This is a genomic window from Blautia difficilis, from assembly GCF_014297245.1.
GTDB classification, from domain to species: domain Bacteria; phylum Bacillota; class Clostridia; order Lachnospirales; family Lachnospiraceae; genus Blautia_A; species Blautia_A difficilis.
Genome location: NZ_JACOQG010000007.1, coordinates 136,158 through 148,109, shown reverse-complemented (window position 1 = coordinate 148,109; position 11,952 = coordinate 136,158). Strand labels below are relative to the sequence as shown.

At 42.0% G+C, this 11,952-nt stretch carries 9 protein-coding genes and 1 rRNA gene; 6 read left to right on the top strand and 4 right to left on the bottom strand.

All coding sequences use genetic code 11. The features are described from left to right. Window positions 1-223: ribosomal RNA gene (locus tag H8Z82_RS06715) — 23S ribosomal RNA — on the top strand; the annotation flags it as partial. 437 nt (window positions 224-660) lie between these two features. Here H8Z82_RS06715 and pepT read toward each other — a convergent pair. The 4 genes from pepT to H8Z82_RS06695 all read right to left on the bottom strand — a co-directional run bounded on the left by pepT (window position 661) and on the right by H8Z82_RS06695 (window position 5,227). Then, window positions 661-1,878, bottom strand: a complete 1,218-nt coding sequence (gene pepT / locus H8Z82_RS06710) for a peptidase T (RefSeq protein ID WP_186994650.1) — start codon at window positions 1,876-1,878, stop codon at window positions 661-663. A gap of 150 nt (window positions 1,879-2,028) precedes the next feature. After that, window positions 2,029-2,403 carry a BlaI/MecI/CopY family transcriptional regulator gene (locus H8Z82_RS06705; RefSeq protein WP_019160441.1) on the bottom strand — a complete coding sequence of 125 codons (375 nt, stop codon included), beginning with the start codon at window positions 2,401-2,403 and terminating at the stop codon, window positions 2,029-2,031. Window positions 2,404-2,544: 141 nt separating this feature from the next. Continuing rightward, a complete protein-coding gene (locus H8Z82_RS06700; protein ID WP_019160442.1) occupies window positions 2,545-3,210 on the bottom strand; it encodes a GNAT family N-acetyltransferase in 666 nt (221 codons plus the stop codon). A 19-nt stretch (window positions 3,211-3,229) separates the two neighbouring features. Further along, window positions 3,230-5,227 carry a M28 family peptidase gene (locus H8Z82_RS06695; protein ID WP_456298239.1) on the bottom strand — a complete coding sequence of 666 codons (1,998 nt, stop codon included), beginning with the start codon at window positions 5,225-5,227 and terminating at the stop codon, window positions 3,230-3,232. A 294-nt stretch (window positions 5,228-5,521) separates the two neighbouring features. Here H8Z82_RS06695 and H8Z82_RS06690 point away from each other — a divergent pair, with 294 nt between their 5' ends. From H8Z82_RS06690 to H8Z82_RS06670, 5 genes are all read left to right on the top strand, one after another. Next, window positions 5,522-7,195: a GGDEF domain-containing protein gene (locus H8Z82_RS06690; RefSeq protein WP_186994649.1), complete on the top strand. Its 1,674-nt coding sequence runs from the start codon at window positions 5,522-5,524 to the stop codon at window positions 7,193-7,195. Then, a complete protein-coding gene (locus H8Z82_RS06685) occupies window positions 7,131-9,089 on the top strand; it encodes an EAL domain-containing protein (RefSeq protein WP_243176411.1) in 1,959 nt (652 codons plus the stop codon). The genes H8Z82_RS06690 and H8Z82_RS06685 overlap by 65 nt, the downstream gene beginning before the upstream one ends. Before the next feature lie 61 nt (window positions 9,090-9,150). Beyond that, window positions 9,151-9,405, top strand: coding sequence for a sporulation transcriptional regulator SpoIIID (gene spoIIID / locus H8Z82_RS06680; RefSeq protein WP_019160446.1), 255 nt, complete (start codon window positions 9,151-9,153; stop codon window positions 9,403-9,405). 74 nt (window positions 9,406-9,479) lie between these two features. Continuing rightward, window positions 9,480-10,748, top strand: a complete 1,269-nt coding sequence (locus tag H8Z82_RS06675; RefSeq protein ID WP_186994647.1) for an amidohydrolase family protein — start codon at window positions 9,480-9,482, stop codon at window positions 10,746-10,748. A 51-nt stretch (window positions 10,749-10,799) separates the two neighbouring features. After that, window positions 10,800-11,636 carry an alpha/beta hydrolase gene (locus H8Z82_RS06670; protein ID WP_019160448.1) on the top strand — a complete coding sequence of 279 codons (837 nt, stop codon included), beginning with the start codon at window positions 10,800-10,802 and terminating at the stop codon, window positions 11,634-11,636. Window positions 11,637-11,952 lie beyond the last annotated feature (316 nt).

Genomic DNA, 11,952 nt, shown 5'->3' with positions numbered 1-11,952 from the left:
CGGGCCGCTGGTGCATCGGTTAGACTGCCAAGTCTACGGCCGAGTAGCCAAGCCCGGAAGGGATAAACGCTGAAGGCATCTAAGCGTGAAGCCCCCCTTAAGATGAGATATCCCATTCGTTAAGAAGTAAACCCCCTTGAAGACGACGAGGTAGATAGGGCAGAGGTGGAAGTGTGGCAACACATGGAGCTGACTGTTACTAATCGGGTGAGGGCTTGACCAAAACGCTGAGAGAGCGGGCAGGATGTAACAGGAATGAGACGGAGCAAGCTTGCTTGTGAAGGAACATTCATGGTACAGACTGAACATTTGCGAAGCAAATGACACTGAGTGACGGAGTCACGAAGTGACCCCCGCGGAGTACACTAATCAATCTTAGCAACGCAGGAAGTTAATTCTCAAGGAAATGTCAGCATGTATGTAGTTTTGAAGATACAGTAAAAACCAGCTAATTATTAGCTGGTTTTTTTGTGCATAAAAACAAAAATGCGGAGTTGCGAGGTGACCTGCTAGAGTATAATACTCAATCGGCAACGCAGGAAGTTAAGTGAATCAAGTAAGTCCCCTGCTTATTACTTTTTGTAATTGAAGCAGAGGACTTACAATGTTTCTTATAATAAAAAAATGTTCTGCAAGATTTGCACTGTGTTAATCGTGAAATTATTTATAAAATAATTCAATGATCTTTAATCCTACTTCGACAGCAATATCCATTCCTTCAACAGTGATATGTTCATAAGGACCGTGGAATGCGTGGCCGCCGGTACCGAGATTTGGACAGGGAAGCCCCATGAAGCTTAAACGCGCACCATCTGTACCGCCTCGGATCGGAGTGATCAGTGCAGGAATTTTGCATTCTTTGCATGCGGCGGTTGCACAGTCGATCAGTTCCATACAGGTATCAATGATTTCTTTCATGTTTCTGTACTGTTCTGTGATCGTAAGTTTTACAGTACCTTCCCCCCATTTTTCATTGAGGATTTTGGCGATGTGTTCCATCATTTTCACACGGCAGTCATAGGATGCTGCGTCGTGATCACGGATAATGTAATCCAGCATAGCTGTGGAAACATTGCCGCTTATAGCATCAAGATGGAAAAATCCTTCATAGTCTTCTGTATTTCGTGGAGTATCTGCGGCAGGAAGCATAGAATTAAATTCCATGGCAACAAGTGCTGCATTTACCATTGTATCTTTGGAAGAACCGGGATGTACATTTACGCCGGTGAATTCAACGACTGCGCGACCGGCATTAAAGTTCTCAAACTGGATTTCTCCTTCTGTATCGCCATCAAGAGTGTAGGCATAATCGGCATCAAATTTCTTTACATCAAAATGATCAGCACCCATACCGATCTCCTCGTCCGGAGTAAAGGCTACAGAAATCGGGCCATGAGCAATATCTGTATCATTCAGGTGCTCGATCATTGTCATGATCTCTGCAATGCCGGCTTTGTCATCTGCGCCGAGTATGGTAGTTCCGTCAGAAGTGATAAGGGTTCTTCCCTTTAAGGCAGACAGATGAGGGAACATTTTGGGGGAAAGGATTCTGCCGCTGGTTCCAAGTGCCAGATCTCCGCCGTCATAGTCCGGGGTAACAACTGGGTTAACCGGATGATCGCAGAAATCAGATACAGTATCCATGTGAGCAATAAATCCCAGCTTTTTGCGGGATTCATATCCCTTAGTAGCAGGAATATGTCCGTAGACATAGCAATGCTCATCTACAATGGCATCTTTTATTCCCAGTTCCTTTAATTCCTGCACAAGCTGTCTGGCAAGGTCAAACTGGTACTCTGTGGATGGTGATGTACCGGTTTCTTCGCTGCTTGGAGTGAAAACCCTTACATAAGATAATAAGCGTTCGTATGCTTTCATGATAAACCTCCTGGTATTGGCTGAGGCAGATATTGTTACCTCAGCATTATATATTTAGTATAACATGCTATAGAGATTACGTAAAAATATTTCTTGCTAATTAAGTTATAGAAAAAATAAGGGGGATGCCATTGGCATCCCCCTTAACATTTACAGTGAACGAACATAAGTTAAAAGTTCCTCTTTTTCATTGGATGTTAATTTATGGTTTTCTGTAAAGGCACAGATGAAATTTTTCAGAGATCCTTCATAGGAATCCTCAATGATCTGCTGTGCATAATCTTCATAGTATTTTTTCTTAGATACAGAAGGAATATAGATGGCCCTTTTTCCACTTTTGTCAATATTCAGAAAACCTTTCTGAGCAAGACGGGTGAGGAAAGTGTTAACAGTTTGCTTTTTCCATTCCTTTTTTTCTTCTTCGTTAAAGTGAGTCATAATTTCAGAAAAAGTCGCAGGTGTTTCTCTGGACCATAAATATTTCAAGATATAAAATTCAGTTGCACTCATTGCATTGTGTACCATTATTTAGTCCTCCTTATATAAAGTAAAAGTACATATTGCATATTAGTATAATATATATATAAGAATTTTTCTAGGCAATAATTATACAAAAATCATACCTGAAAATAGGTTGTTTTTACCTTATAAAAAATCTGCAAGGTTTCACAGCTTCTGTTTTTCAGGGACAAAAGCAGATGCTTCTTTGATCATGCAATATTGTTTCAGATTAAAATGTGATTTTTCTACAATTCCATAAACTTTAAATCCAAAGTGTTCATATATTGGAACATTATCAGGGTTGTGGGTTTCCAGAGAAACCAGCATTTTGTGCTGCTGTGCGTAATCCAGCACTTCGTTCATCAGTAATTCAGCCAGACCATGATGCTGATGTCCGGGATCTACCGCCAGGTAAATTACATGGAGACGTTCAGTCTGATGAAGCTGGTCTGTCCAGCTGGAGTTCAGATAATCTTTTCCCTGGACAAAGTTCCAGAAAGTTTTCAGGCTGGGGTCTTCTTTGATGAGCCATCCATCCGTGGTGAGCAGAGCTTTGGCTTCCGTGAGACAGTATTGCAGGACGTTATAAGGTTCACTTTCATCAGAAACCACCAGTATACTGTTTAATTCGCTGCTGTCTGAATAAATTTCACAGGTTTGAAAAAATTCTGTCAGGTCACAGGAAAAAAGCTCAGGCAGAAGCCGTTCTCTGGTGTTATCATCCGGTATCAGTGCATGATACAGGGGATCCTGTGCAAAACAAACAGTCAAAAGCTTCTGTAATCGTGGTAAATCTTCCTCCTGTACTCTGTACAAATTTTCGCTTTCCATAATAGTATAAAAAACTCCTTTATGTATTTGTTAAGACATCATTCAGCATGGAGCAGAGCTTGGTTACTGAATTTTTAAGGTAACGGATATCGTCTTTATAGTAAGCTTTCTGTCTGCGCAGCGCGGCATCCAGGCGGCGGATTTCTATTTCCAGTACCGGATCTGGTTCCTTTATCCGATCTTTTAGCTGTTGGACAATTCCGTATAGATTTTCATGATGCATAATCCGTCCGGCACCCCACATCAGCCGGTCTTTAGGCTGGTGGAGAATATATTCTGTAAAATGATAATAGACTTCTTCATCAAAGAGGAATGCGTACATATTATTGTCCACACGATACAGGGCTTTCAATGCATCGGTAATATTGTTGTCTGTCAGTGCATCCCTGGCCTTTTCCAGCTGCCTGATATTGTGAAAGGCAGCATCCTGAGGAAAGATTACTTCATCCTGCCAGTTCAGGCGGACCAGGTAATCCTGAGCCTTGCGAAAAATCTTCAGAAGCTGAAGGGAAGTGTTTTCCCATTTGCGGCGGAAAATTTTCCGATCCTGTTCGGAAGCCAGAGAAGAATACTCCTTATTGACCTGGCATATTTTCTGATAAACTTCCTGTCCGAGAGATGCTGCTGTACGGAACAGAGCTCTCAGTCCTTCCAGATCAGAGACAGCGAAATCCAGAGCCTTTTCTTCTGCATTTGAAGCGGCTGCCTGTATGGTATTACTGAAATTCAGAGGCGGAAGAATCAGCCTGTCATAGGCCAGAACCAGCTTCAGATAGCATTCATGATGAAAACGGTATACAGGTTCCTGGTATACATCCTGGTTATCATATTGGGAATGATAATAATTCTGCATAAAGGGTCCTGCGCTGAAATCATTTACAGTGGAAGGAATGCCTGCAATTGCCATGGAAAAATCATCGGACCAGGTTTCAATAGGAGACAGAACAGAGATCCCGTCCGGATAAGCCTGGGGCGGCACAGTGAGGGAATCTGTGAATTCCCTGATAAAATCTGCATATTCATAGGTACAGCGGATGGCATCCCGGGTGTTGTGGGCATGTGCAGGAAGTTCAAAATTTAAGTTGGCAATAACCTTACCCTGCCAGTCCGGATGTACGCGGAATACTTGATTGTAGGCTCCTGTAGACCAGTCATATTTGGAATCGATCACGCCCCATTCCTCAGCTGCCATAGCACAGAATACAAGGGTATGGGCAGGTTTGTATCCGCCCTTTATCAATGCCCTGGCAATACCAAGCATCATGGCAACAGCGGCATTGTCATCCTGAAATCCATCAAAATAGGAATCGTAATGAGCAGATAAAACAATCATGTGATCTGTTTCGGTGCCCTGGATTTTTCCCACAATATTGCTGGCCTGTACATCAGGCATAACCCTGGAACTGGCATCCAGAGAAACCTGCAGGGAGGCCGGATTATTTCCGGAGGCAGCGGTATTCTGAGACTGAATTTTAGAAAACAGTGCATCTTTCAGAAGCCGTGCATCTGCCTGAGACAGGGAAAATGCCGGGGCAAATTCAGGTCCGGCAATGTCCTGGGCATTCAGAGCGGTATCTGCAATTTCTCCATATCCGTTTGCCTGTACTGCGATCAATGCAGCAGCTCCCCGTAAATATGCCTGATAGACAGGAAAGCTGATCCACCATTCATCTCTCTGGTTGATCTCTACAAGTACCAGTTTATTCTGTACATTTATGCCCTCATAATCTGCTGCAGTTCCTTTTCCAAGATAAATTAATTCGTAATCCTGAAAACCATCTGTCTGAAAATTAGTCTGATAGCCTCCCATCTGGAAAAGGTGTTCTCTGCCTGATTCATCAACATATTTAAGAATTGCCTTTTCAAATTCCCATCCGTCAAGGGTAAAGGTATCTCTGGAAACATCAGTCAGACCGATCTCATACATTTCCTCATAGAGCATGCGCCCGGTGGCTGTCTCCGCTGCAGAGCCTGCAGTGCGGTAACCAAGGATGGAATTCGTTTTTTCCTTCTCCATACGTCTGGCCAGATGATAGGACCAGTCTGTATCAAGAAAGGAGATACAGTTTTCTTCTGTATTCAATGGAATCGCCTCTTTTCTGCCCTGCAAAACGCAGGGGACCTGTTCTTTGTTTATTCGTAAAATAGTATCTGTGAAAATATACCCCTGTTTCATATGAAAACATATACTGTAATCAGTATACATTTTAACGATGCAAAACACAAATAAAATCTGTTGTTATTTTTGGATGGGAATGATATGATGAAATTGGTTAGACATATTTAAATAACAGGTACAGGGAGAGGTGTAGTGGAAAACAAAAAGAAAATTTACCGGAGAACAGAACTGGCGCTGGTGGCGATTGTACTGCTTGTATGTACAGCAATCCTGGTGATTATGTGTACAGACAGTAAAAGACAGGCTATGGAAGGGATTCGCCATATGTCTTCCGGATGGTATTATATGGAAAATGGACAGAAAAATATGGTGACTTTTCCTGCAAAGATCATTGCCCGGGAGGGGGAGAATCTGGTTTTATATAACGATGGAATTACAGCAGAGGATGCAGGGAGTATTGTCACTACAGAGGGCGCACAGTATAATCCGGTGATCCGTATGAATGATCAGATCATCTACCAATATAATGATTCTTCGTTCCGGAGGAATACACAGATGAAAGCAAAGTTGAATTGTGACGGAGTCATACCGGCCAATACCCGGGGAGGGACTCTGACTCTCACGTATTCCAGTCCGGACAGAGGATATTTTGAGATATCCGGTATTTATATGGGAACCGGAAGCGCAGTAACTATGTATCATGTAGTGGAATCAATGCCGGCGTTTATAGTTGCGGTGTGCTTTATTTTGCTGGGTATAATAGCAGTGTTGATTGCAGGGTATCTCAGTTGCAGACAGATGCCGGATGCACGTTTCCTGGATGTGGCACTGTTTCTCTTTATGTGTGGAATCTGGCTTGTTACAGATTCCTCTTTGATACAGACATATAGCAGCAATGCGGATATTATCAGTGTGGTGTCCTTTTATACATTTATGCTGCTGGCTGTGCCCATGTTACATTTTGCCCAGAGAATCGGAAATATGAAAAAATACCGTATTCTGGAGCTTGGAATTTATCTTTTTTATTTTAATGCGGGAATCCAGGGGATTCTGAACTATTTTGGAATTTTTGAATTTGTAGATATGCTGTTCTTTACCCACATTCTGTTAGTCATCTGGGTATTTGTCTCTGCATTTCTTCTCTGTAAGGAATACAGGGAAAATCCGGGAAGAGAGTTAAAGATGGTTGCCACAGCCTATGGTGTGGTTTCTGCCAGTGGAATTCTGGCATTGCTTTTATACTGGATGTTGGAGATTTCTTATTATGATGTTATTTTTGAAATTGGAATTCTGGTATTTCTGGTTATTGTTATAGCAGATACTGTGATCAACATGGCAGGAAATGTAAGATATCTTATGGAGCAGCAGACGTATGAAAGATTATCCAGTGAAGACTGGATGACGGGAATGCCCAATCGGGCACCCTTTGAAAATATGCTTACAGAAATACAGAATCAGGCATCCAGGTATCAGGATATTCTCCTTATTTTTATGGATATTAATCATCTTCGCAGGGTTAATGAGGAATCCGGCAGGGCAGCCGGAGATGAACTGATCATTACAATGGCCAGATGCATTATGGAGATTTTTGGAACGCAGGGAAAATGCTATCGGATTGGTGGAGATGAATTTGCTGTGATCGTATTCAACCCTGAAAAGGATGCAGAGCTTTTTCTGGCTGAGATGGATCGTGAAATTTATAGTTTTAATAAGAATAGCAGACACAGGCTGACAGTTGCCAGGGGATATAGTCTTATACGTGATGAGGATGGAAACCTGAAAACGATCAGTGAGTGGAAATATGAGGCTGATGAAGCCTTATATCAAAATAAGAGGAAGGGAGGCAGGACCGGTGGTTCATTATAATATGTCATTTCAGATTGCTGCTATTGTGCTGGTTCTGCTGGTCACAGTGCATTTTATACTGCAGAAGAAGCTTCACGATACAGGTACCAAAATATTTCTGGCAGTCCTGCTTCTGGGCGGTCTGTACATTGTTCTGGATTTTCTGGGAACTTTGCTGATTTTTGCTTATTCCAGGGAAAATGCACAGCTGATAGAGCTTTTGCTGACTTGTTTTTACACTTTCGATGTCCTTTTTCCCTGTATTTTATACGGATATATAAGAAACATGCTTAAGTCTCAGGAGGGCAGATTTTCCAGTGTCAGAAGAATTCTCCTTGCTGTAATCCCTGTATTTATGCTTATATTGGTATGGGGAAACATCCAGACCGGCTGGTTTTTCGAATTTGACGGGCAGAATGATTTTGTCATAGGGCCGTGGCATTTCTGGCTATATATTTATGATATTGTTTATGTAGTTTTGGTGATTTCTCATTTAGCAAATAATCTCAGAGGATATAATCAGTGGAAACGGTATGTATTCTGGGAATTTCTGCTGGTAGAGGGATTCTGCATGGGAATCCAGTTTTATACGGAAAGTCAGCTTCTGTCCGGATTTGGAATGGCTTTGGGGATTATCCTGCTGTATCTGACATTGTCAAATTCCGGAGATTGCGTGGATGGAATGACCGGAATATTTGATAAGCAGTACTTTGATCACTGGATTCAGGAGAAAATCAGGCGGAATACGGAATTCCATATTCTTGCAATGGAAGCCTACAGACTGAAACAGGTTAATAAAATCTATGGAACAAGTGTGGGAGATCAGTTACTGATCCAGATTGCTGACGGAATCAGAACTGTCACAGGTTCATCCCAGATATTCCGAGTGACGGGAAACTGCCTGCTGGTAGTTGAGGATTCTCTGACTGCCTATGAAAGAGACAGGGAGAGAATCCAGGCATATTTTCAGAAACCTTTGGAGGTAGGAGAAGAGAAGGTTGATTTTCCGGTTGTGATATGTGGGATTATCAATGGACAGAAGATGGGACAGGAAGATATGCTTGTGGGATATATTGAGTATCTGGCAGGTCTGGTGAGAAATACAGATGAAACTGTAGTGATCCAGTCGGATAACAGAATCCTGGAAGGCTTCCGGTATGAAAAAGAAGTAGAGCATTTTCTGAAAACTGCGGTGGAACAGGATCTTTTTGAAGTTTATTATCAGCCTGTTTATTCCCTGAAAGAAAAACGGTTTATAACTCTGGAGGCGTTGAGCAGGCTTCGCCACCCGGATATGGGGATGATCCCACCGGATGTATTTATCAATATTGCAGAACGTCAGGGAGAGATTTCACAGATTGCTCTTTTGCAGTTTCGCAGAGTATGTGGTTTTGTGAAAGAAAACGAACAGATCATGGAGAAGATTAAAAATGTGAAATTTAATCTTTCTCCATCAGAGCTGATGAAGCCGGGATATAGTCAGAAGCTGATCGATGTTATCCGGGAGTATGGCCTGAAATCGGAATATTTTCAGTTTGAGATTACAGAATCAGTTGCTACAGAATATAGTGAAAGCTTCTGTAGTGCTGTGGAAGATTTTAATAAGGCAGGGATTCAGCTTTGCCTGGATGATTTCGGATCCGGATATGCCAATCTGAATGCGGTATTGAAAGTACCTTTTGCGGTAGTAAAAATAGACCGTTCGCTGTTGAATGGAATTTGCAGTGATGTACAGGCAGCAGATTTTTACCGCAGCATTGTAATGATCATGAAGTCTATGGGCTATATGATTGTGGCCGAGGGTGCTGAGACAGAGGAAGAGGTTGAGCTTCTTGGCAAATGGGGCGTGGATATGATCCAGGGCTTCTATTTCTCCAGACCATTGCCTGAGAAAGATATTCTCAAGATTATCTGATATATCATAACCCCTCAAAATACTTCATAAACTGTAAAAAAGTATTTTGAGGGGTTTCCTTTTGAAAGATTATATCGAAGAAAGGGCAGTGGAAATCGCCGGTTATATCATTGAGACAAATGCAACGGTACGTCAGGCAGCGAAGAAATTTGGAATCAGTAAGAGTACAACACACAAGGACTGTACAGAACGTCTTAGTCAGATCAATCCAGGCCTTGCAGCGGCAGTTCGCCAGGTGCTGGATGTGAACAAGCAGGAAAGGCATATTCGTGGGGGTCTGGCTACCAGGGAGAAATATTTGCACCAGCAGAATTAAATACTGCAAAAATAAAAAAACGGGATATAATAAGGATACGAAATGATAAGGATTATGAAAGCGAGGAAAAGAGAATGGCAGTAAAAATTTACCATGGAGATATTTTATTTACTCCGGCAGCAGATCAGCTGTCAGTTTATGAGAATAGTTATATTATAGTAGAGGATGGAATTGTATCACAAATCTGTGAAAGGGTTCCGGAGGAGTATAAAGGAGTAGAGGTTGTTGATTACGGTGATAAATTAATTATTCCTGCTTTTTCAGACCTCCATGTACATGGGGCACAGTATGTACAGCGTGGGATTGGAATGGACTGTCTGCTTTCTGACTGGTTGAACCACTATACATTTCCGCAGGAATCAAAGTTCAGGGATATGGATTATGCGAAAGAGAGCTATGATGCATTTGTAGATGACATGCTTCGTCACGGTACCTTTCATGCAAATGTTTTTGCTACGATTCATCATGAGGCTACGGATTATCTCTTTGATAAAATGGAAGAGAAGGGAATGTATGGATATGTTGGAAAGGTAAATATGGATTGTAATTCACCGGAGTTTCTGATTGAGAAAACAGAGGATTCCTTGTTGGAAACAGAGAAATATCTGTCAGACCATGAAGGCAGCAAAAAGGTGAAAACAATTCTGGCACCACGTTTTGCTCCTACCTGCAGTGAACCTCTGATTCTTGGGCTTGGAAAACTGGCTGCAAAGTATCATTGCGGTGTGCACACACACCTGGTAGAGTCTATCTGGGAAGCGCAGGAGGCATTAAAGCTGTTTCCGGGATATGGCTCTGATGCGGAAATTTATGAACGTGCAGGTTTGATGGATCATGGCCCATCCATCTTTGCCCATGTAATTTTCCCAACTGCAGAGGATAAACGGATTATGAAAAAACATGGAAGTTTGTCTGTGCATTGTCCGGATGCAACAGTAAACATTGTTGCAGGTATTATGCCGCTGCAGCAGATGGCGTCTGAAGGTCTGAAGATTGCCATGGGATCTGATGTTGCGGGAGGACATGGAATTGCCATATACCGTCAGGTGGCAAGGGCAGTACAGCTGTCAAAGCTGAAAGAATTTTATGAGCCGGCTGAAAGTAAGACCATTACAGTCACACAGGCTTTCTATCATGCAACCAAGGAAGCAGGAAGTGTGTTTGGAAAGGTTGGATCCTTTGAAAAGGGATATGCATTTAATGCTCTTGTAATTGACAATATGGAGGATCCCTGGTCTAAGATGACTGCCCAGGAGAAGCTGGAAAGATTTTGCTATATTGGAGATGACAGAAATATCAAAGCGAGATATATAGACGGAAAATTGTTGAAGCAGGAGTTCTAACCTGTTATACTGCGATTATAGAGAAACCTCAGAGAGAAGGAGGAAATACATATGGCATTATTAGAGGTGAACTTTTTTTCCAAGGCACTGATGCGGCCGGTAACGATGAACGTGATCCTTCCGGCAGATAAAGTCTTTTTTGAAGAGGAGACAGAAGAAGATGAAAAACCTTTCAAAACGCTTTATCTTCTGCACGGTGTAATGGGAAATTATACAGACTGGGTGACAGGAACCTGTATTAAGCGTTGGGCAGAGGAGAAGAATCTGGCAGTAGTGATGCCCTCCGGTGCAAATATGTTTTATATGGATCATCCTGAAGTTAATGAAAATTACAGTGAATTTATAGGAAAAGAACTTGTAAAGATCACACGAAGGATGTTCCCGTTATCTCATAAAAAAGAAGATACATTTATCGCTGGTTTATCCATGGGAGGATACGGTGCGATCCGAAATGGTCTGAAATACCATGATACATTCGGATATATCGCAGGTCTTTCTTCTGCTATGATTCTGGAAAAAATGGACACAGCTGATGACAGTTCTCCTATGTTTTTCGAGAAGAAAACATTCCTGGAAAGTGTTTTTGGAGATCTGTCCCAAATTCATGACTGTGAAATTAATCCGGAGTGGATTGCAAAGAAACTGAAAGAGGAAAAAGCTGAGTTTCCGAAAATGTATCTTGCCTGCGGGCTGGATGATCCGTTACTTCCTCCAAACCGCAAATTCAGGGACGCTATGAATGAACTGGGTGTGAATGTCACTTATGAAGAAGGACCGGGAGCCCATGAATGGGATTTCTGGAATCGTTATATTAAGAAAGTCCTGGACTGGCTGCCACTGGATAAAGACAGCAAAGAAGGGATGAACAGTGGTAATGTAGGATTATAAATAATAATATGATATCAGGGTCAAAAGGTCAAAAAGTCGTTCGTGCTTGCACGATAAGACTTTTGAACTTGGGACCCGCCAAACATGAGAAAGTAGCGATTTACGTAGTAAATCAGCGGATTTCGAATGTTTGAGAATTGCGGGAGCTGCTTTGCAGCGGAGCAATTCGTAGATATCAAGTTAGGGGCAAAATGCCTTTTGACCCTAACATCATTATATTAAAAGAAGCATCTGTGTGGGAGTATTCCATGGAGATGTTTCTTTTTTTATGAAAGAAAGTGGTTTGCAGATTTCAATTGTAAATAGCTATGTATTT

What these genes read in the sequence shown, in the direction of transcription:
- pepT (WP_186994650.1), bottom strand. Translation starts at nt 1,878, where the DNA reads ATGAAAGCATACGAACGCTTATTATCTTATGTAAGGGTTTTCACTCCA.
- H8Z82_RS06685 (WP_243176411.1), top strand. Translation starts at nt 7,131, where the DNA reads ATGAGGCTGATGAAGCCTTATATCAAAATAAGAGGAAGGGAGGCAGGA.
- H8Z82_RS06700 (WP_019160442.1), bottom strand. Translation starts at nt 3,210, where the DNA reads ATGGAAAGCGAAAATTTGTACAGAGTACAGGAGGAAGATTTACCACGA.
- H8Z82_RS06670 (WP_019160448.1), top strand. Translation starts at nt 10,800, where the DNA reads ATGGCATTATTAGAGGTGAACTTTTTTTCCAAGGCACTGATGCGGCCG.
- H8Z82_RS06675 (WP_186994647.1), top strand. Translation starts at nt 9,480, where the DNA reads ATGGCAGTAAAAATTTACCATGGAGATATTTTATTTACTCCGGCAGCA.
- H8Z82_RS06705 (WP_019160441.1), bottom strand. Translation starts at nt 2,403, where the DNA reads ATGGTACACAATGCAATGAGTGCAACTGAATTTTATATCTTGAAATAT.
- H8Z82_RS06695 (WP_456298239.1), bottom strand. Translation starts at nt 5,227, where the DNA reads ATGGAGAAGGAAAAAACGAATTCCATCCTTGGTTACCGCACTGCAGGC.